This window comes from Nitrosomonas sp., assembly GCF_024282095.1.
GTDB lineage: Bacteria > Pseudomonadota > Gammaproteobacteria > Burkholderiales > Nitrosomonadaceae > Nitrosomonas.
On the sequence record NZ_JAMWZS010000034.1, the window covers coordinates 1 to 21493 of the forward strand.

Consider the following 21493-nt stretch of genomic DNA (forward strand, 5'->3'; position numbering starts at 1 on the left):
GTGCAAGGTCCGGTTAAAACACAGTTTGGTTATCATTTGGTGGAAGTGACCAAGCGCAGCGATTAACTATTTTAATCACTATGCATGTGCTTTTTATCGAAGATCATGTGCCGGTTAGCACGTCAGTTGGACTGAACGAGGCGACGCCCAACATTTAACATTGAGACTTATTCAAAAAATATAACCCGCCATATTCTGGCGGGCTAGTCGCAAGTATGCTCGTTTCTCATCAGCGATGACCTCTATGACCCCTGCCGTGATGACCGCCGCCGAAATGTTTGTGTCCGCCACCAAAATGCCGCTGTGCGCCGATGGAATGTCTATGCCCTCCGTGGTGATGGCTATGCCCACCGATGAAATGCCGATGTCCGTTACCAATGTACCTGTAGTTACCTATGTAGCCTTGGTTGCCGTAATAAACTGATGGCTGGTATCCATAACTATAAGCAGCGCCTCGATAATATCCCGCGCCCCCGGAATAAGGTGTGGCTACACATCCACCAAGAAGAAACATGCCAATTACGGCAAGAAGAATAAGCGTTGTTTTTGTTTTCATGATGCGTCTCCTGAATAAACGAAAAGTAGATCACTTTTTCGGGTAATTTTTTCGTTTAAGTCTTATGTATTCCCGATCATCCAATACCCAATCGATCGGATATTGCGGTTTTAATTGTGCAGCTTCTGAACTGAATAGTGACTGAACGCAGCAACGTTCAGCATTTAGGTACATGAATCCTCAACTCGACCTATTCGCCACACCATCAATTGATTTGAGCGGAACAACCGGTAAGAAGACTGTTGCAGGCCGTGATAGAAATCATGGCAATAGAGAAGAAAGCTCATTCAGTCACAGACATGAGCTTTGATTATGTTGGATTTCGTTCCTCAACCCAACCGTGGGTTTCTTAAGAGTCACATATCAATTCAATTAAAAACACTGATCAATTGTTTCCACTTTGTATAAGCGCTGGGATAGTGATGCCTTAGGATCGGGTATATAAGAAGCCGGCGGATAATCACTGAGAAGATTTTTATTGCTGCGAATTTCGATTTGAGATTTTGTACTTTCTTTACTGCCGGTATCTTTTATGGTCATAATCCAGTTCCCATTGCCATGGGCAATCGGTTGGTTGATGCTCCCCGAAGACTTGGGATCATGAATCTCAGTAATATAGTAAGTCTTTGCAGTTTCATCATGCATCTGCGGGTAGCCGTCGACTTGCAAAGATTCATGGTAAATAAAATAAGTATTGATATCGCGCCAGGTGTGACGATGCCATTTCGGCAAATGAAAGCCTTCATCACTTTTTAGGCATTCTGCAATTTCCAGATAATATTTGTTACTGCTGTGGCTATAAATAACTTTCTGAGTTAGTAATTCTTCTCGTGTAGGCGTTGTCATGCAAGCAGATAGCATGAACACACATAGCAAAGATAGGATTGATGTTTTTAGAGAATAGCGCATACGATGGGAGTATTTTTAATCAGATTGATTTTGTCTCAATAGCTGATAATTCTAGTTCTGGCAAGCAAATCGAATGGTATCAGAACCATTTTGGATTGCACATGATCGACGGATTCAATATTGTAATTTTGCATTTATTCAAACACATGATCATGAATAACGTGCTTGGCAAAGACCGGCAAAGAATCTTTCTATATGTTGTATGCCAATAATTCAAAATTTCAGATGGTTATGGAAATTTCTTGGCATATCCATCAGCATATTTTATTGAGTGCCCATCAGTTTATAGTAAACTCTCGATTCACTTGTTAAAATCAACTTTTTTTACAAAACAAATCAAATTACATAATTAATTTAGGATCGTTCATGAATACCGAAGATTTTCGTCCCGAGAAAGAAGTTAAAGTTTTTTATCCTCCGCAACGTGTTTTGATGGGACCTGGGCCATCAGACACCCATCCGCGTGTGCTGAATGCCATGGCACGTCCCACATTAGGCCATCTTGATCCGGTTTTTACCGAGATGATGGAAGAAATCAAAGGTTTGATGCGCTACGCATTTCAAACCAAGAACCGCATGACTTTTCCGGTTTCCGGACCTGGCTCTGTGGGCATGGAAATGTGCTTTGTCAATATGATCATTCCTGGCGATAAAGTCATTGTGTGCCGCAACGGAGTTTTTGGCGGGCGCATGATTGAGAACGTCGAGCGTCATGGTGGTACTGCGGTAGTGGTGGACGATAAATGGGGTGAGCCGGTCGATCCGCAAAAAGTTGAAGATGCGCTGAAAAAGAACCCTGATGCTAAGATCATTGCGTTTGTTCACGCAGAAACTTCTACCGGCGCGCAGTCCGATGCCAAAACACTGTGTGAGATTGCACGTAAATATGGTTGTTTGACGATTGTCGATACGGTTACCTCGCTGGCCGGTACGCCGATCAAAGTGGACGAATGGGGAATTGATGCAATCTATTCCGGCAGCCAGAAATGTTTATCCTGTCCTCCAGGATTATCACCTGTGAGTTTCTCCGAGCGTGTGACCGATCTGGTTAAAAATCGCAAGGAAAAAGTGCATAGCTGGTTTATGGATATCGGTTTGTTGCTGAATTACTGGGGATCGTCGACGCGTACTTATCATCACACCGCGCCAACCAATGCGCTGTATGCGCTGCATGAATCGTTATTGATGCTTGCTGAAGAAGGGTTGGAACATTCCTGGGCACGCCATCAGCGTAATTATCAAGCATTGAAAGCTGGATTTGCGACGCTGGGTATGAATTATGTGGTTGCAGAACAATATCGTTTACCACAATTGAACTCTGTTTTTGTGCCGGCAGGCGTGGATGAAAAAGAAGTTCGCCGACGCTTGTTGGATGACTATAATCTTGAGATTGGTGCCGGTTTGGGGGATTTTGCCGGGAAAGTTTGGCGTTTTGGTTTGATGGGCACATCAAGCAGGGTAGAAAATGTGCTGTTCTGCTTAAATGCACTGGAGAACGTATTGCTTGATATGGGTATGAAGGTTGAGCGTGGTGGTGCCGCAGCAGCAGCACATCAGAGCTATGCCGCTAATCCCATGTTTTAGGGCTTCTTCAGGATGGATAGCAGCTTAACAGGCAGCTGAGAAACATTTCCGAGGCAGCCATACCAAGCAAAAACAGGCGAGAAAATGCACTTTATGTGTGACAAATGAGCATTTTTAGCCTGTATTTAGCACCATAGCGGCAACGCAGATAGTTTCTCAACGCCTGCCAAGCATCCTGTCACTTTCCGGTCATTCATGACATGAGAAAGTGACATTTGTTTTTCATTGACTTATCACAGATGATCCGGTCACTATGGTTTTGGATTCTCCCCTATCAACGGTAGCAGCGCCGGTACTAGCATTTGTCGTCGCTTTTTTCACAATTCTATGGTTGATAAAGTACAAACCGCGTTGGGTGCTGGATCATCCTAATTCGCGTTCGCTGCACTCTGTACCCGTTCCGCGCATCGGTGGTTTGGGCCTGTTATTAGCGGCAATCACCATCTGGCTGCTTTTCTCGGTGATGATACCTGTGACGGTGTGGATAGGTATCGGTCTGCTGATAGTCGTATCATTCATTGATGATGTTAAACATTTGCCAGTCTGGTGCCGGTTGTTAGTGCAGGTTGTAGCCGCGGCAGTATTTTCTGCCGATTTCTTACTGCATGCGTATGGCTGGATGAGCGCATTGTGCGTCACAGCCGCAATTGTCTGGATGTCCAATCTTTATAACTTTATGGATGGCTCGGATGGCCTGGCAGGTGGCATGACGGTGATCGGCTTTGGATACTATGGTTTGTTTGCCTATCTAGCAGAGAATTATGATTTTGCGGTGATCAATTTTTCGATCGCTGCCGCAGCATTGGCTTTTCTGATACACAATTTCTATCCGGCCAGAATTTTCATGGGAGACGTCGGTGCTATTCCATTAGGATTTTTGGCGGCTGTATTGGGAATACTCGGATGGATGAATAATTTATGGTCCATGTGGTTGCCGTTGCTGGTATTTTCACCTTTTATTGCGGATTCGACAGTAACGCTGATAAAACGCTTGATCCGCGGAAAAAGGGTCTGGCAGGCACATCGCGAACATTATTATCAGCGCATTATTCAAAGCGGTTTCGGTCATCGTAACACAGCGCTGTCAGGTTATGCGCTGATGCTCATAGTGGGTGGAAGTGCTGTATGGGCAGGCAGGCAAGATGTGGCGGTACAATACGGGGTGGCAGTGATTTGGGGAAGTATTTATCTGATATTAATGTTTATTTCTGATTGGTATCAGAAATATTATTCCGATCGGGGATAACATGTTTGTAAGCAGATTCGGAATTCGTACATTGATTGCTTTTGCCCATGATTTTGTCGCCGTCGCCGTAGCATGGTGGTTAGCCTATTTACTCCGCTTTAATTTTGATATTCCTGCTGCAACCTTGGAGTTGTTGTCGATCATTTTGCCCTGGATTGTACTCGTTCAGACCAGTTTCTTTTTGTGGATGGGGCTTTACCGAGGATTGTGGCGCTACGCCAGCCTACCGGATGTAAAAAGGATTTTTGTAGCGGTCGTGACCGGTACAGTAACGGTATTACTGATGCTGTGGTTGCTCGGCTTATTGGCTGATATTCCCGGTTCCGTCATTCTGCTCGCGCCGTTGCTATTGTTATTGATTATGGGCGGCAGTCGTTTGCTCTACCGTACCTGGAAAGAGCGCCGCCTGTATAATTTGGAAAGTTATGAAACGAGGTTGGTTTTGATCATCGGCGCAGGTAATACTGCGATGAATCTGGTCAAGGAATTAGCGAGAAGCCGTGAATGGCATGTTGTGGGAATGCTGGATGACAATCCCAAAAAACTGGGTACTCGGCTACACGGTGTGCGTGTACTGGGTGTGATCGATGAATTGCCGCACTGGGTGCAAAAGCTGAATGTGGGGCATGTCATTATCGCGATACCGTCAGTTCCTCATCGAATACATCGCCATACCTTGGAGATGTGTTCGGAAATCGGTGTAAAAGCAATGACTGTACCGTCTTATGCGGATCTGATCAGTGGCAAAACGACCGTATCAAAGATCCGTGAAGTAGAGTTGGACGATTTGCTGGGAAGAGCACCTGTCGTGCTTGATAATGACGGATTACATAGTTTGTTGACAGGAAAAGTCGTTCTGGTAACAGGCGCAGGCGGATCGATTGGCTCGGAATTATGCCGCCAGCTGATCGCCTTTGATCCGGATCGGATTGTATTTCTGGAATTGAATGAGTTTGCGCTGTATAGCATTCAAGAAGAGCTTTTACCCCATTTCCCCGGGATCGAGATGTCGTTTGTCATCGGAGATATCAAAGATTATGCGCGCATGACACAAATATTTACGCAATTCCGGCCTTCCGTCGTGTTCCATGCCGCTGCTTATAAGCATGTGCCATTGATGGAGCATGAAAATGCGTGCCAGGCTTTGCTGAATAATGTGCTGGGTACTTATGTATTAGCGCAAGTGGCGATTAATTTTGAAGTGGGAAAGTTTGTCCTGATTTCAACGGATAAGGCAGTCAATCCGGTCAGTGTGATGGGCGCAAGCAAGCGCCTGGCTGAAATGGTGTGTCAAGCATTGCAGCAATCGATTGCAAAGCATATAAAACCTGATCAAAGTACTCAATCACATTCAACCTGTTTTGTGATGGTGCGTTTTGGCAATGTGCTGGGGAGTACCGGTAGCGTTATTCCAAAATTTCGTGAACAAATTGCCAAGGGCGGGCCGATTACCATTACTCATCCGGAAATAACGCGTTATTTCATGTCCATTCCCGAAGCCGCGCAATTGGTTTTGCAAGCCGGGTTGATGGGGGGTACAAAAGGCGGTGGAGAAATATTCGTGCTGGATATGGGCGATCCGGTCAAAATCGTTGATCTGGCGAATGACCTGATTCATTTGTCCGGATTAAGTGAGGGGGATATTCGTATTGTTTTTAGTGGACTGCGTCCTGGGGAGAAGCTGCATGAAGAATTATTGTCAGCCAGTGAAAATACCTTCCCTACACCGCATGAGAAATTACGCATTGCACAAGCCCGTCAGGTTGATGAGCATTGGCTGTCTGATTTAATGATGTGGTTGGGTAAAGTGACTGTGTTGAATGATCAGGAAGTCCGTGATCAGCTCGCAAAGTGGGTGCCGGAATACACCAATAAGGAATCGGAGCATTAATTACCGAATGTTTGTTAGGTTCTCTGTGATGCATCCGTTTTCCAGAACAACGATTCGATCAATTTTCTTCAAGTGCGGAATCTGTTGATTGAAAATAAGCGTGGTGCGATTTTGCATCAGTTTCTCTAAGACTGAAAGTAAATTGCCGGAATCGGGTTCATCGGTTGCGGGAATTTCATCCAAAATCAGTATGGGGGAATTTTTAAGTAATGCACGTGCAATGGCAATTTGCCGGCACTGTTGTTGCGTTATTTTTGCACCGCCTTTACCAATCCGAGTCTGCAATCCTTCGGACATTTTCCGAATAAATTCCATCGCGTAAGAGGCTTGCGCTGCAGCGGTTATTTTTGCTTCATTGGCGCATCGCATTGTGCCATAGGCGATATTACCGGCAATTTTTTCATCCAATAAAACACTATCTTTTGTGACCATTGCGATATTGGCATGTAAGTTATTCAATTGGATATCAGAGAGCGAATGATCATCCAATAGAATTCTTCCGCTGGTGGGTTGCTGTAAACGCAGTATCAGGTCAATGAATGCATTTTTCTCATCCTCGGTGTAACCCGTAAAAACGATGATCTCACCCGGTTTGATGGTGAAATTGATATGATTCAGAATGGGTTTTGTCAGCGCATTATTACCAAAACGGACGTGCTCAAATGTTAATTTACCATGAACATGCGCAATGCTTTGAGTGCCCGTATCCTGCGCGGATGCTTGATGAATAAATGACAGCACGGTTTCCATGTTCTTCTGGTCACGTTGCAGTTGCTTGGGAAGGCCCGCGATGCGCTGTATGGGGTTAATCAGTAGCAGCACTGCTGCAATGAGCGCACCCACGGTATCCAGACTCAACGCGTTATTCAGCACCTGTTGCGCGATAAAGTAAAAAACTGCCACTAAAATCATTGTGGTCATGACTTCACCGATCGGAATGGCTGCTGCCCGAATCGATGCTTGCTGTATTTCTGCCTGATAAATGGCTTCGGCAGTCTTCCCAAGACGCTCATTCTCATGGCTCTGGCCACCATGCAATCGAATTTCTCGGTACTGTTTGATTGACTGCAGTAAATGCTGTACCAAACTATCCGATGCGGATGAATTTCTCTGGTTGAATGTGTTCAGGTAATCATGTGTCATCTGAATAATCAATATGACCAACGGTGCTATGAGTAGCAGTAGCAGAGAGAATTCCTGATTGAGATAAAGGATGCAGATAATCAGCCCAATGATGGTCAAACAGTCTTGCGTCAGGGTAGTGATATTTCGAGCGATGCTGTGGGTGATCCGGTTGATCCGGGATATCAGTCTGTCGATGTCATGATGATCAAAGTGCGAGTAATGACTTACCGGTAGCGTCAGCAGTGTGTTAAAAATATCCATGCGCAAATCAATGCCCAACTGACTGCTCGCTTTATTCACACTAAAAATACTGACATAGCTTGCAATGCCGCGCACAATAAATAGCATCATGATTGCCAGCGATATTATTTGTATGCGTGACGAGTCTCTTTGCAAAAATGTACTGTCAAGTAGTTGCTGTATGAGTATGGGCAGAGAAGCTAACGTCGTAGCGATGACCAGCATGGCGAATAGTGCCAGCGCAAGTGGCTTCCAATGGGGTGCAAGCCTGCCGAGTAAGCAAAAATATGGTTGTGGGCGCATCATAATAAGCAATTTTACATGAACATTCAGTTGTTATTGCACCGCGCAATCATCTGGAAGGCAAAACAGATGTAGTACAATTATTACTCATCTAATGAATCAGTCGCATCACGTGATCCATTCATGAGTTTGTGAACATCTGAACTTTATTTATGCCAACACCAGGTATTTCATATATGACAGCAAAAGATAAAAAATCTATCGCCTCCCGGCGCAAAGGTATCGTGCTCGCAGGTGGTTCCGGTACACGCTTGTATCCGGTAACACAAACGGTATCCAAACAGTTGCTGCCAGTATTTGATAAGCCCATGATTTATTATCCGCTCAGTACGTTAATGCTGGCGGGGATACAGGATATTCTGATTATTTCAACACCACGTGATGTCGGAAACTATGCGGAGCTGTTACGGGATGGCCATCAATGGGGGCTGAATATATCGTACGCCGAGCAGCCATCACCGGATGGTCTGGCACAGGCATTTATCATTGGTGAATCGTTCATTGGCAACGATTGTTCAGCGCTTGTGCTGGGCGATAACATTTTTCATGGACACGATTTTCATCATTTGCTGACGAATGCGATGGAACGTACACAAGGCGCCAGCGTGTTTGCCTATCATGTGCATGATCCGGAGCGCTATGGCGTAGTTGAATTTGATGCAAAGGGTCGTGTGATCAATCTGGAGGAAAAACCGCTGCAACCGAAATCCCATTATGCTGTGACAGGGTTGTATTTTTATGATCAGCACGTGGTGGATTACGCCAAGAGCCTGAAGCCATCAGTACGCAATGAATTGGAGATCACCGACTTGAATCGTATTTATCTGGAACGATCTGCGCTGCGTGTTGAAATCATGGGGCGTGGTTATGCATGGCTGGATACCGGCACCCATGAATCTCTGCTGGATGCGAGTCAGTTTGTCGCCACCATCGAACATCGACAAGGATTAAAAATTGCTTGTCCGGAAGAAATTGCATTCCGGCAGGGATGGATTGATGCGGAGCAATTGGAGAAGCTTGCGATGCCATTGGCCAAGAATGGCTATGGTCAGTATTTGCTGCAAGTGTTAAGGCGTGATTTTGATTGCGATTCTGATTAATGGGTGTTTTATGAAATCGACTCAATTGGCTATTCCGGAAGTTTTGTTATTGGAACCACGCGTTTTCAGCGATGAACGCGGTTTCTTTTTTGAAAGTTTTAATCAGCGCGCATTTGACTCAGCCGTTGGCAAACAAACAAGCTTTGTGCAAAGCAATCACTCGCGTTCCATGCAATATGTGTTGCGTGGCCTGCATTACCAAATCAAGCAAGCGCAGGGCAAATTGGTGCGTGTGGTGGTGGGGGAAGTATTCGATGTGGCGGTGGATATTCGCCGCTCATCGCCCACTTTCGGACAATGGGTGGGAGAAATACTCAGCGCGGAAAATAAAAAGCAGTTATGGGTTCCACCCGGTTTTGCTCATGGGTTTATCGTACTTTCCGAGCATGCTGAATTTTTGTATAACACCACCGATTACTGGGCGCCCGAACATGAGCGCTGCATTGTGTGGAATGATGCCACCTTGGCAATCGATTGGCCGCTCAGGGGCGAGCCGATCCTCTCTGAAAAGGATGCGCGTGGCGCAACATTTGAAACCGCTGAAGTTTATGATTGATAGGCTGAAAGTTCTTCGTGAGCGCAAGCTGATTTTCAATACCGAAATTGCAAGCACCGTAGCATTGCTCTGATCAATGGCCAAGCAGAAAACCATTTATTCGTGCACCGAATGTGGCGGACAGACCTTAAAATGGCAAGGCCAGTGTCCGCATTGCCAAGCATGGAATACATTGGTAGAAACGCTTGCAGAGAAAACCGTATCGCGTTTCAGTCCGGTATCGGAAATCGGCCGGGTACAAAATTTAAGTACCATCGATGCGCGTGAAGAACCACGTTATTCAACCGGTGTGGAAGAGCTGGACCGGGTGCTGGGCGGCGGTTTGGTGCATGGCGGTGTGGTGCTGTTGGGCGGAGATCCGGGTATTGGCAAGTCGACCCTGTTATTGCAAGCGCTCTCCCATATGTCAACGCAGCGTCAGGTATTGTATGTCAGCGGCGAGGAATCCGCACAACAAGTGGCGTTACGTGCTAAGCGCCTGGCACTGGATGTGCGCGCAGTGGATCTATTTGCGGAAATCCAGCTGGAGAAAATCCAATCCGTTCTTGCTGAGCGCAAACCGGCTGTTGCGGTGATTGACTCAATCCAGACGATTTATTCAGAAGTATTGCAATCAGCGCCGGGATCTGTTGCCCAGGTGCGCGAATGCGCTGCACAGTTGACGCGTCTGGCCAAGGCGAGCGGCACCTGCATCATTCTGGTGGGGCATGTGACCAAGGAAGGTGCTTTGGCCGGTCCGCGCGTACTCGAGCATATGGTGGATACGGTGTTGTATTTCGAGGGCGATATGCATTCCAGTTTTCGCATGATCCGCGCATTCAAGAACCGTTTTGGTGCGGCGAATGAGCTGGGGGTGTTTGCGATGGGTGAAAAAGGCTTGCGTGAAGTGAAGAATCCATCCGCATTGTTTCTTTCGCATCATGACGCTCAAGTGCCGGGGTCGTGCATCATGGTCACGCAAGAAGGAACGCGCCCGTTGCTGGTGGAAATTCAAGCTTTGGTCGATGAAGCGCGCTCGCCTAATCCGCGGCGGTTATGTGTAGGGCTGGAACAAAACAGGTTGGCCATGCTGCTGGCGGTATTGCACCGTCACGCCGGCATTCCCTGTTATGACCAGGACGTTTTTGTCAATGCGGTTGGCGGTGTCAAAATTACTGAACCCGGCGCTGATCTTGCAATTATGCTGGCGGTGGTTTCTTCTTTAAAGAACAGGCCACTGGCAGAAAAGATGATTGTCATCGGTGAGATTGGCCTGGCGGGAGAAATCCGTCCGGTGCAGCGTGGACAGGAGCGGCTCAAGGAAGCGGCAAAACTGGGGTTTAAACAAGCCATCATTCCGCTCGCCAATAAGCCTAAGCAACCGATTCCCGGTATGAATATCATCGCCGTTGGGCGGATCGGGGAAGCGGTTTCCCAGATGTATTAGCAATTTCTGGATGTGTTTCGTGACGCAAGGGTTTTAACAGATGCAGCGACAGCTTTGGATACTTGGCGGATTGTCGATCGCCGTTGTACTGGTAGCGCTGTTACTGCCGCCGGTTTCCCAGCCTGTCGATTATCATCAGTTCGCCGATCAGCGCAATCTTCTTAATATTCCAAATTTCAACGATGTTGCTTCTAATCTGGCTTTTCTATTGAGTGGTGGCGCCGGTCTGGTGTACCTTTTCCGCATTTATCAAACGCCAGCACAAAAAGCATTTCGCAACAGAGTTGAGTGCCTGCCTTATTGGGCTTTATTCCTTAGCGTTGTTGCATCGGGATTGGGTTCGATGATTTATCACTGGATACCGGATAATGCAAACCTGCTGTGGGACAGATTGCCTATTGCGACGGGTATCACTGCTCTGCTTGCCGCCACATTGGTTGATCGTGTCAGCCCGACAGGGGGTTTATGGTCATTGCCGTTCCTGATAGTTTCTGGCGTGTTGAGTGTGCTGTACTGGTATTGGACTGAGCAGCAAGGCGCTGGGAATCTGAATTTTTATATCGTGGTGCAGTTCTATTCGATTCTGCTCATTATTCTGCTGAGTGTGTACTATCCATCACGTTACACGCATGCGCATGATATCTATCAGGTGATTGCTTTGTACGCTGTGGCTAAGTTGACCGAAATGCTGGATATGCACATCTTTGTCCTGACGAGCAATAATATCAGCGGCCATACCTTGAAACATCTGTTGGCGGCATTAGCTGTTTACCGGATTGTGCAAATATTGCAGAAGCGGGAGTTTTTATCAGAGAAACGATGATTTTTTGATTGTATTAAGGAATAGTACTTAATCCGCTTTGTCCCGACTCATTCGAGACAAAGCAGTATTAACAAGAATTACTTCGGTCTTGCAAACTGATGGCCCGCGCTGGAACCATTACGATTTCTGAGAGTACTACTATTGATACGATTATCGTGACCAAATGAGCGGCCGCGGTGACCATTTCCGTTGCTATTGCCATTGGCATCGCCATTCGATTCATTGGCGGCGTTGAAATTTTTGCGACCACCGTTCGTGCTTGCGAATGAAGAATGTTTGCGTTTTTGTGCGACGCTGGGTGCGCCCTTAAAACCACTACTCGGGAGACGCGGTTTGATACGGGGTTCCAGACCGGGAATGATATGCGACATAATGCGCTGCCCTGTGTAGCGTTCGATTTTCGTCAGATGCGCGCTGTCGCGGTTAGATGCAAAGGAAACTGCAATACCAGCCGCGCCTGCCCGGCCGGTACGACCGATACGGTGGACATAGTCTTCCGCAAATTTAGGTAAGTCAAAATTGATGACATGCGTAATGTCAGCGATATCAATGCCTCTGGCAGCGACATCTGTTGCCACTAGAACGCGCAAGCCACCACTGCGAAGTTTGGTGAGTGTGCGGGTGCGTTCGCGTTGATTCATGTCGCCATGTAATGCAGCTGCTGCATAACCTTGTGCATAGAGATTGTCGGCCAATGTATCCGCATCCCGCTTGGTTGCTGTGAAAACGATGGCTTGTTTGAGCGCTTCGTCGCGTAGTACATGATTCAACAAACGATTCTTATGTGACATATCATCGACATAGTGTAATCGCTGCTCAATATTATCGAGCCGTGCTTTCTGAGAAGCGACCTGAATCCGTTTTGGGGATTTTAAAAGTCTTGCTGCAACCTTATCGATTGCGCCATCCAGAGTGGCGGAAAACAACAGTGTTTGCCGGGTTGCCGGTGTGGCCGCTGCGATAGTCTCAACATCATCGATAAAACCCATATCCAGCATCCGGTCTGCTTCATCCAACACAAGCATTTCCAAACGGCTGAAATCGATTCGACCACGCTGTATATGATCAATCAACCGCCCTGGTGTAGCGACCAGAATGTCTACCGGTTGTGACAGCAATTTATTCTGTAATGGATAAGGCATGCCACCTAAGATGCTGATTACTTTCGTGCGAGGCAGATATTTTCCATATTTCTTGGCAGCTTCGGTTACTTGAAGTGCAAGTTCGCGTGTAGGCGTGAGTACTAAAACGCGTGGTCCGCGGCTGTTTATTTTCGACGGCGTAGCCAGCAGATGAAGTGCTGGCAGCATGAAAGCAGCTGTTTTGCCTGTTCCGGTTTGTGCCGATGCCATGATATCGTGGCCGGATAGTAATTCTGGTATGGCTTGTTTCTGAATAGGAGTGGGGGTTGTATAACCCGAATCATGAATTGCTTTAATAATAGAGAGATTTAGATTTAGATCTTCAAAAGACACGTTATTTTCCTAAAGAGTGAAAATTGGACGCACAAGCAGGCAAATACTGACTTGTCCAAAATGATGCATAGCCCTGCTAGCGCATTAAATAAAGCATCGCCGCTAACCAAGGTTGCTATACATTTTCCGGAGAAACTTGAAAAATTGAAGAGAGGCCAGGAACGATGAAACCAGATAATGATTAATCAGGCATTGCAAAAACACGCTTGTTCTTGATTAACCAAGAGCGGAAGTATACCGGGTTATGTCAGTGTCTGCAATTTATTTGCGCTATTCTCTGTTGGTGAGCCGAACTCTTAGCACCAAGTGGCGTAATTACTGGATGATGGCTCTGGCAAATTTGCGTTTTCCTACTTGGATGACAACAGATTTACCTCGTGCGATTTTGGCCGATTTGTCCTCTACTCTTTCACCGTCCAGTTTGACAGCTCCCTGACCGATCATGCGCAGTGCTTCACTGGTGCTGACAGTTAATTCTGTGAGTTTTAATAGCTGCACCAAAGGTATTGCGTCATCTTGTATTTGAATTGTTTTTTCGGTTATTTCATCAGGTAATGCACCATGTTTAAAGCGCGCTTCAAAATCGGCGAGGGCTTCCTCAGCATCGCGTTGACTATGGAAACGTGCGACAATTTCTTGCGCAAACAATACCTTGATATCCCGTGGATTACGTCCCGCCTCAACTTCTTTATGCCATGTCTGAATGGTACTCAGCGATTCAAATGACAGCAACTCCAGATAACGCCACATGAGCTGATCCGATACCGACATGAGCTTGCCAAAGATTTCCTTGGGGCTGTCCGTGATGCCGACATAATTATTCAAAGATTTGGACATTTTATTGACGCCATCCAATCCCTCCAGCAGCGGCATCGTGAGGATACATTGTTGCGGCTGCCCAAAATGCTTTTGTAGCTCCCGCCCCATCAGAAGGTTGAATTTTTGATCGGTTCCGCCCAGTTCAAGATCGGCTTTGAGCGCAACGGAATCATATCCCTGGATTAAGGGATAGAGGAATTCATGAATAGCGATGGCTTGATTGTTGCGGTAGCGTTTGTCGAAATCATCTCGCTCCAACATGCGTGCGACCGTATGTGTTGCGGCGAGTTTGATAAGATCCGCGGCGTTTAGCTTATCCATCCAGGATGAATTAAACACCACCTCAGTGCATTCGGGTTTGAGTATTTTAAAAACTTGTGTGGTGTAAGATTGTGCATTCTCTGCAACCTGTTCACGGGTCAATGGCGGACGGGTAGTGTTTTTCCCACTTGGATCACCAATCATGCCGGTGAAATCACCGATCAGAAACAGAATGTGATGTCCCATATCCTGTAGCTGGCGTAACTTGTTTAGCAATACCGTATGACCGAGGTGCAAATCCGGGGCGGTCGGGTCAAATCCAGCCTTGATTCGCAAGGGGCGCCCGGAAGTAAGCTTACTTTCCAGCTCTGTTTCAACTAATAGTTCATGGCTTCCACGTTTTATAATTTCGAGTTGAGGTTTTATTGGTTTGTTCACGATCATGATAAGCCAAGGATTTTTATTAATTTTTTTATCTGATAAAACATTTTATTGCAATTTCAATTGTACCTTAGTACATGTTTTGATTGTTTTCATGTTAGACTCGCGCCTGTCTGAAAAAGATAAAAATGACTGGAGGTACTTCATACAATGCTATATACATCGCTTAGCAGTAAACAAGGGATTCTAGCTCAAAAATCATCAAAATTAACAAAAAAAACGATTCGCTGGTTGGTTGCATTATCCAGCATACCACTGTTCGGTATAGTCACTGCGTTTGGTATTGCACCTAATACGCCCTCATTTGAAGAAGTTCAGGTAGAAGAAGTAGTCCTTGATTTATCGATTCCAGATGTCCTTCCCGAGAATCAAACCAATCAAACTTTTTGGCATCAGGAAAATATTCGCCGTGGCGATACTATTGCAACAATTCTAAACCGACTTGATGTTAATAATCAGGATTCGACGGATTTTTTACAGGCAGCTCGCGGCAGTCGGGCAATGCGTCAACTGAAACCCGGTCAAACCATCTATGCACAAACAAACGCGGATGGCGAACTGTTGACGCTACGTTATTTCTTCGGGAATGAAGAATTGTTCTTGATGGAAAAAACTGACGATGAATTCAAAATGACCGAGCAGCCAATTGAGTTGGATGCGCAGATTCATATGAAATCAGGTGTAATCAGCAGCTCTTTATTTGCTGCAACCGACAGCGCAGGTATACCTAACAATGTCGCTATGCAGCTTACGGACATATTTGCGTCGGAAATCGATTTTTACCGGGATTTGCGCCAAGGCGATCGCTTTACCATTGTTTATGAAACATTCTCCGATAACGGTAAACGCGCCAAAACCGGACGAGTTTTGGCGGTTGAATTCATCAACAAAGGAAAATCACATCAAGCGGTTTACTTCAAGGCATCGAATGGTGCCGATGGTTACTACACGCCGGCAGGGGAAAGCTTACGCAAAGCGTTTTTGTTGTCACCGCTGACTTTCTCGCGTGTCAGCTCGGGTTTTACCAATGCACGCTATCATCCCATACTTAAAGAATGGCGAGCGCATCGAGGTATTGATTACGCAGCACCTACCGGTACGCCGGTGAAAGCCACAGCGAATGGAATCATTACATTCTCCGGCTCACAAAAAGGCTATGGGAATCTGGTGGTTCTTAAGCATAATGGTAAGTACGAAACGGCATATGGCCATTTATCACGATTTGCAAGTGGCATGAGCAAAGGTAAACGTGTCAATCAAGGCGATGTGATCGGTTATGTGGGTTCGACGGGTATGGCGACTGGTCCGCATTTGCACTATGAATTGCGCGTGGATGGCTTACAGCGTGATCCAACGAAAGTTGCTCTGCCAACGGCACCACCCATTGCAAAAAAAGACTTAAGCGCATTCCAGAAGGATACGCACTCCTTGGTAGCACGTTTAAATGTCATGCGTAATATTCATTACGCCGTTCTGGAATAGTAGTGCAGATAGGCGGTACATGTATTACTGCACTGCCCCATTTATGTTCCAGTTGTTAAGATTCGCAGCCCTTTTTCCTGCAAATCCTTCCGCATCTATCGAAAATCAAGATTAATAGTGTTTCTTACGAGGCGCGAGTAGTTGGAACCTAGGTACTATATCGGCATCATGTCAGGCACAAGTCTGGATGGTGTCGACGCTGCTCTGGTTGATTTCAGTGCTGCTACCCCCGTCTTGCTCCAGACTTTTTTCTGCCCCTATGATGATGAATTGCGTACGCAGTTATTGTCATTACATCAGTCAGGCCATGATGAATTGCATCGTGCCGCAATATTGAGTAATCAATTATCCCGCCTGTATGCCGAAGCCACCGCAGGTTTGTTAAGAAACGCTGGAGCCGGATTTCAACAAATTATCGCGATTGGATGTCATGGTCAGACGATTAGACACTGCCCCGAAATGGAGAGAAGTTATACGATTCAGCTTGTCAATGCAGCGTTATTGGCAGAATTAACTCAGATCACAGTAATCATAGATTTCAGAAGTCGCGATATGGCTGCAGGAGGTCAGGGTGCGCCGTTGGTTCCGGCTTTCCACCACGCGCTTTTTACCAGCGCAACCTGTCATCGTGTCATTGTTAATATCGGAGGCATAGCCAATATAACCAGTCTTGATCCCCCTAACAAAATAATCGGTTTTGATTGTGGTCCGGGAAATATCTTGATGGATGCCTGGTGTTTACATCATACCGGGAAAAACTATGATATGGATGGACAGTGGGCGGCAACGGGTCAAATCATTCCTGCCTTATTGGAAAAATTATTGCATGATCACTTTTTCTCGTGCCGGCCGCCTAAGAGTACTGGACGAGAGCTATTTAATCTTGAATGGCTGGAGGGAAAATTACTAGGGAATGAAGCACCGGAAGATGTTCAAGCGACATTGCTACAGTTAACAGTGATGGCAATTGTTCAATCAATTCATGATTATTGCCCAACGGCTACAGAAATTTATGTATGTGGTGGGGGTGCCCATAATACGCTGCTGATGAATCAATTGATGAGTGCTATGCCAGGGAAAAAGGTAGCGCTGACGGATCAACTGGGTGTCGCGGCCGATTGGGTGGAAGCTTTCGCATTTGCTTGGCTTGCGCAGCAAACGATGTTGCGCAAAACGGGCAACCTGGCTGCTGTGACCGGTGCCAGAGGTGACAGGGTTCTGGGAGCGATTTATCCCGCCTGAGTTTGTTATTAAATGAGCGGAGCAGCAGTTTATACAGAGAATGACGATCCACAGCCACAAGTACTGCTTGCACCAGGATTCTTAATAATGAATTGAGCGCCCTGTAAATTCTCCTGATAATCGATTTCAGCGCCGATCAAATACTGAAAACTCATCGGATCAACCAACAGCTTGACACCGTTTTTCTCCATGACAGTATCATCTTCGTTGATCAATTCATCAAAAGTAAATCCATACTGGAAGCCTGAACACCCACCGCCACTGACAAAAACCCTGAGGTTAAGATTCTCGTTGCCTTCCTCTGCTATTAACTGTTTGACTTTAGAAGCAGCGTTGTCGGTAAATAAGAGTGGCGTGTTATTTTCAATGCTCATGTCGGTCTCTGTAGAATGGTTAATTGCTAGGTGTAAACTAAGATTGGCGAACTCCGTCATTTTCTGTCGCGATAGGTTGCTTTTCCGGTCTGGCTGAAATCAATGTTACCATTTTCTCAGGTGGTTGGTTATTTTCCGATTCTGATTTGCCCTGGTGGATCATGTTTCCTTCAACGGAAGCGCCCAATTGAATTTCCAGAGTACCATAATGAATATCGCCATGTACTTTCGCTTTGGTTTGTAATTCCAGATACCCTTGTGCATGGATGGGCCCAGTGACTGTGCCATTAATAATGATATTCGTGACTTTTATTTTACCCGTTATGCTACCTTCGTCACTCAGCACCAAGGTACTTTGTTCATCGCTGTTAGCGATGACATTGCCGGTAATATGTCCATCAACCCGCAGGCCGCCGCTGAAGCTGATATCGCCGGTGATACTTGTATTCATACCAATTAAAGTATCGATATGCGTGTGAAGTTGATTTTTCTTTTTTCGACCAAACATGTTTTTCTCCTTACGGCATCGGTTGCGCAGTTTGGGTGAGTACTACTTTGTTATCATGATTCTCATAAACCTGTACTTGCAAGCTCTCTACGATGGCATCGGGTGGTACTTTGAAGCTTTCTTCCAAGCGATGAAGAAATTTAAAATTAACAGGAAAATCCTGCTTGGAATTCTTGCTGATCAGCGGTATGGTTTTGCTCCGATCATTTTGTAGCAGTTTGACCTGGAATCTCAATTTTCCTTTGAAATCACTCGGCCTTTCTCCACCCTGCATCAAGGTCAGCGCATAGCGGTATTTACCCGGATCGTCCGTCTCTTTCAGGCTGAATTGATGAATCGAAATACCGCTTTTTGTATTACCCGACATGAGGTGCTGCAAGAATACCAGCTTTTCTTTCAAATGGTCATTCTCATTAGCCAGCGATTTTATTTGTTCAGCAAGATTTTCATTAGTGGTATCGCTGATTTGTAATTGATGGATCAAATCACCCATCTGAGTGCATAGTTTTTGCTTTTTTGTTTGCCTGCAAGCCCCTGGGTCATACAAGGACGCTAATTTTTCTTCAGTCAGATCATGGGTTGTATCTGCCGATTGTCTTCCTGCTTCATACATTCCCCAAGATAGCGACAATAATAATAAGCAACCAACGACAATGATGGCTAAGCGATATTGCCATGATAAATAAGGGCGTACTACAACGCGAGGAGATAAAATTTTAGGTTTTTTCCGAAAGAATTTGTTCAACCGCATACTCTAAAGATTAGAAACCTATCCAGCTATATTCCGATATCGAAACAACAAGACATCATTCATATTGAGTGAACCTAAGGGATCATATCAATGTTTGCCGGGTTTGGTAAATATTTTGCTAATCCATGAGAAAGCGACAAAAACATCAAGGTAATAATGGAACCTGGTTAATGCCTAGCGTTTCGGGTAAGCCAAACATAATATTCATATTTTGTATGGCTTGACCTGCAGCGCCTTTTACCAGATTGTCCGTCACCGATAATATGACGACGGTATCGCTGTTTTGCGGTTGATGTACTGCAATGCGACAAATATTGGAGCCACGCACAGAACGGGTTTCCGGGTGTTTTCCGGCGGGCAGCACGTCAACAAAAGCTTCGTTTTGATAGCGTTTTTCGTAAAGCGCCTGTAAATCGACCTGTTGGGTCAGCCTGGCGTAGAGTGTTGCATGGATGCCTCGAATCATCGGTACCAGATGAGGGACAAATGTCAAACCAACCGGCCGTTTGGCCACATTGGAGAGTCCTTGCCGGATCTCGGGAAGGTGTCGGTGTCCGGGAACGCCGTAGGCCTTGAAATTATCAGAGGCTTCAGCATGCAGCGTATGCACTTCGGCCTTTCTGCCCGCGCCGGAAACGCCTGATTTGACATCGGCGATGAGGTGATCCATATCAATGGCGCCGGCTTCTATCAGCGGCAAAAAGCCAAGCTGTACTGCCGTTGGATAGCAGCCGGGATTGGCGATCAGGCGTGCATCTTTTACTTGGTCGCGATTGATTTCCGGTAAACCGTATACCGCCTCAGCGACCAAATCAGGGCAAGCGTGCTGCATACCGTACCATTTTTCCCATTCGGCGACATTTTTGATACGAAAATCAGCTGCCAGATCGATCACTTTAACCCCCGCTGTAAGCAAGGATTCTACTTGCTGCATAGCAATGCCATTGGGTGTGGCAAAGAAAACAAGGTCGCACTTATTGAGTTTTGCATCAGCCGGATCGCTGAATTTGAGGTCAATATGTCCTCGCAGATTAGTAAATAACTCAGCGACACTCATGCCGGCTTCGCTGCGCGATGTAATCGCCTTGATTTTTACTTTAGGGTGCTGTGCCAGTAAACGTAGCAATTCCACACCGGTATAGCCTGTTCCACCAACAATGCCAACATTGATCATCATGACTCCTATTATCTTTTTTAGAAGGTATTATTTCAAATATCCAATAAAAAAGCCGCCCTAACGAGGCGGCTTTTTGATATTCAACTACGAATATAAAATTATCGTTTGGAGAATTGTTTGCGTCGCCGTGCCTTACGCAAGCCAACCTTTTTTCTCTCCACTTCACGTGCATCACGGGTTACCAAACCAGCTTTGCTTAATACAGGTTTCAGTGTCGCATCATAATCAATCAAAGCACGAGTAATACCATGACGTACTGCACCGGCCTGACCTGATTCACCGCCACCGTGAATGTTAACCATAATATCAAATGAGCTGGCATTATTGGTTAATTCCAACGGCTGTCTTACAATCATACGGCCGGTTTTACGAGAGAAATAATCATCAATCGGTTTATCATTAATGACGATTGCGCCTTTACCCGGTTTGATGAAAACACGTGCGACTGCACTTTTACGTCGACCGGTTCCATAATTATATTGAGTAGCCATAGATTAATTAAGCTCTAATTTCAAGTGGTTTGGGTTGTTGAGCAACATGTGGATGAGTATCACCCGCATATACTTTTAGTTTCTTAAGCATTGCATATCCCAACGGTCCTTTAGGTAACATGCCTTTAACAGCTTTTTCAAGCGGACGACCCGGAAACCGCTCTTGCATTTTTTTGAGAGGGGTGGCATAAATTCCGCCTGGATAACCGGTATGGCGATAATAGATTTTATCTTCCAGTTTATTGCCGGTTACGCGTATTTTGTCGACATTGACAACGATAATGTAGTCGCCGGTATCAACGTGTGGGGTATAAATGGGTTTATGTTTGCCACGCAAACGATGTGCAATCTGTGAAGCAAGGCGACCCAATACTTTATCGGTCGCATCAATGACAAACCAGTCATGATTTACTTCGTGCGGCTTGGCTGAAAATGTTTTCACGAAAACCTGTCCTGCGTATTCAAAAAGAGCCGGGAATTCTAAGTCAGACGCCGGTAAAAGTCAAATGTAGAACGACTTATTTTCTATTGGACTCTAGTATTTGGCTGCAAACGGAAGCGGCAAGGCGGTTTGCTGAAGAATGCTGAATTTTAACCCAATCGTCGTTATAATCTCATCATCACTGGGAAACATGAAAATAGCATCAGAGTCATATCATTTTAATGAATTTTTGATTACTCGATCTCATAACAGAACAGATATTTTATCTTAA

General features: G+C 45.8%; 20 protein-coding genes. 9 read left to right on the forward strand and 11 right to left on the reverse strand.

What is annotated here, in order from left to right; translation table 11 throughout:
* Nucleotides 1-229 precede the first annotated feature (229 nt).
* Nucleotides 230-556 carry a hypothetical protein gene (locus tag Q0K92_RS10130; RefSeq protein WP_297325685.1) on the reverse strand — a complete coding sequence of 109 codons (327 nt, stop codon included), beginning with the start codon at nucleotides 554-556 and terminating at the stop codon, nucleotides 230-232.
* A 372-nt stretch (nucleotides 557-928) separates the two neighbouring features.
* Nucleotides 929-1402 (reverse strand): hypothetical protein, encoded by a 474-nt coding sequence (locus tag Q0K92_RS10135; RefSeq protein ID WP_297325686.1) that lies wholly within the window; start codon nucleotides 1400-1402, stop codon nucleotides 929-931.
* Between the two features lie 429 nt (nucleotides 1403-1831).
* Between Q0K92_RS10135 and Q0K92_RS10140 the strand changes: the two genes are divergently transcribed.
* The 3 genes from Q0K92_RS10140 (at nucleotide 1832) to Q0K92_RS10150 (ending at nucleotide 6186) form a co-directional block, all read left to right on the forward strand.
* Nucleotides 1832-3049: an alanine--glyoxylate aminotransferase family protein gene (locus Q0K92_RS10140; RefSeq protein ID WP_297325687.1), complete on the forward strand. Its 1218-nt coding sequence runs from the start codon at nucleotides 1832-1834 to the stop codon at nucleotides 3047-3049.
* A 253-nt stretch (nucleotides 3050-3302) separates the two neighbouring features.
* Nucleotides 3303-4295, forward strand: coding sequence for a glycosyltransferase family 4 protein (locus tag Q0K92_RS10145; protein ID WP_297325688.1), 993 nt, complete (start codon nucleotides 3303-3305; stop codon nucleotides 4293-4295).
* 1 nt (nucleotide 4296) lies between these two features.
* Entirely contained in the window at nucleotides 4297-6186 is a 1890-nt protein-coding gene (locus tag Q0K92_RS10150; RefSeq protein ID WP_297325689.1) for a nucleoside-diphosphate sugar epimerase/dehydratase, read from the forward strand.
* Here the strand turns inward: Q0K92_RS10150 and Q0K92_RS10155 are convergent, their stop codons facing one another.
* Nucleotides 6187-7854, reverse strand: a complete 1668-nt coding sequence (locus Q0K92_RS10155) for an ABC transporter transmembrane domain-containing protein (RefSeq protein ID WP_297325690.1) — start codon at nucleotides 7852-7854, stop codon at nucleotides 6187-6189.
* Nucleotides 7855-8030: 176 nt separating this feature from the next.
* Here Q0K92_RS10155 and rfbA point away from each other — a divergent pair, with 176 nt between their 5' ends.
* The 4 genes from rfbA to Q0K92_RS10175 all read left to right on the forward strand — a co-directional run bounded on the left by rfbA (nucleotide 8031) and on the right by Q0K92_RS10175 (nucleotide 11759).
* A complete protein-coding gene (rfbA, locus tag Q0K92_RS10160; protein WP_297325691.1) occupies nucleotides 8031-8954 on the forward strand; it encodes a glucose-1-phosphate thymidylyltransferase RfbA in 924 nt (307 codons plus the stop codon).
* Nucleotides 8955-8964: 10 nt separating this feature from the next.
* Nucleotides 8965-9510 carry a dTDP-4-dehydrorhamnose 3,5-epimerase gene (gene rfbC / locus Q0K92_RS10165; RefSeq protein WP_297325692.1) on the forward strand — a complete coding sequence of 182 codons (546 nt, stop codon included), beginning with the start codon at nucleotides 8965-8967 and terminating at the stop codon, nucleotides 9508-9510.
* Between the two features lie 76 nt (nucleotides 9511-9586).
* Entirely contained in the window at nucleotides 9587-10936 is a 1350-nt protein-coding gene (gene radA / locus Q0K92_RS10170) for a DNA repair protein RadA (RefSeq protein WP_297325693.1), read from the forward strand.
* A 40-nt stretch (nucleotides 10937-10976) separates the two neighbouring features.
* On the forward strand, nucleotides 10977-11759 hold the full coding sequence (locus tag Q0K92_RS10175) for an alkaline phytoceramidase (protein WP_297325694.1): 783 nt from the start codon (nucleotides 10977-10979) through the stop codon (nucleotides 11757-11759).
* Nucleotides 11760-11836: 77 nt separating this feature from the next.
* On the opposite strand, the gene Q0K92_RS10180 is transcribed toward Q0K92_RS10175, so the two are convergent.
* Both Q0K92_RS10180 and tyrS read right to left on the reverse strand, forming a co-directional pair.
* Nucleotides 11837-13234 (reverse strand): DEAD/DEAH box helicase, encoded by a 1398-nt coding sequence (locus Q0K92_RS10180; RefSeq protein WP_297325695.1) that lies wholly within the window; start codon nucleotides 13232-13234, stop codon nucleotides 11837-11839.
* Nucleotides 13235-13549: 315 nt separating this feature from the next.
* Entirely contained in the window at nucleotides 13550-14752 is a 1203-nt protein-coding gene (gene tyrS, locus Q0K92_RS10185; protein WP_297325696.1) for a tyrosine--tRNA ligase, read from the reverse strand.
* 153 nt (nucleotides 14753-14905) lie between these two features.
* Here tyrS and Q0K92_RS10190 point away from each other — a divergent pair, with 153 nt between their 5' ends.
* The gene (locus Q0K92_RS10190) at nucleotides 14906-16237 is read left to right on the forward strand and encodes a peptidoglycan DD-metalloendopeptidase family protein (protein WP_297325697.1); all 1332 of its coding nucleotides are present in this window, start codon (nucleotides 14906-14908) and stop codon (nucleotides 16235-16237) included.
* Between the two features lie 141 nt (nucleotides 16238-16378).
* Nucleotides 16379-17479, forward strand: coding sequence for an anhydro-N-acetylmuramic acid kinase (locus Q0K92_RS10195; protein WP_297325698.1), 1101 nt, complete (start codon nucleotides 16379-16381; stop codon nucleotides 17477-17479).
* A 29-nt stretch (nucleotides 17480-17508) separates the two neighbouring features.
* On the opposite strand, the gene erpA is transcribed toward Q0K92_RS10195, so the two are convergent.
* The 6 genes from erpA to rplM all read right to left on the reverse strand — a co-directional run bounded on the left by erpA (nucleotide 17509) and on the right by rplM (nucleotide 21222).
* Nucleotides 17509-17853 (reverse strand): iron-sulfur cluster insertion protein ErpA, encoded by a 345-nt coding sequence (gene erpA, locus Q0K92_RS10200; protein WP_297325699.1) that lies wholly within the window; start codon nucleotides 17851-17853, stop codon nucleotides 17509-17511.
* A gap of 37 nt (nucleotides 17854-17890) precedes the next feature.
* The gene (locus Q0K92_RS10205) at nucleotides 17891-18361 is read right to left on the reverse strand and encodes a polymer-forming cytoskeletal protein (RefSeq protein WP_297325700.1); all 471 of its coding nucleotides are present in this window, start codon (nucleotides 18359-18361) and stop codon (nucleotides 17891-17893) included.
* 10 nt (nucleotides 18362-18371) lie between these two features.
* Nucleotides 18372-19106, reverse strand: coding sequence for a DUF6776 family protein (locus Q0K92_RS10210; protein WP_297325701.1), 735 nt, complete (start codon nucleotides 19104-19106; stop codon nucleotides 18372-18374).
* Nucleotides 19107-19257: 151 nt separating this feature from the next.
* Entirely contained in the window at nucleotides 19258-20286 is a 1029-nt protein-coding gene (gene argC / locus Q0K92_RS10215; protein ID WP_297325712.1) for an N-acetyl-gamma-glutamyl-phosphate reductase, read from the reverse strand.
* A gap of 101 nt (nucleotides 20287-20387) precedes the next feature.
* A complete protein-coding gene (gene rpsI, locus Q0K92_RS10220; RefSeq protein WP_297325702.1) occupies nucleotides 20388-20780 on the reverse strand; it encodes a 30S ribosomal protein S9 in 393 nt (130 codons plus the stop codon).
* A gap of 7 nt (nucleotides 20781-20787) precedes the next feature.
* Nucleotides 20788-21222 carry a 50S ribosomal protein L13 gene (gene rplM, locus Q0K92_RS10225; protein ID WP_297325703.1) on the reverse strand — a complete coding sequence of 145 codons (435 nt, stop codon included), beginning with the start codon at nucleotides 21220-21222 and terminating at the stop codon, nucleotides 20788-20790.
* Between the last annotated feature and the right edge of the window lie 271 nt (nucleotides 21223-21493).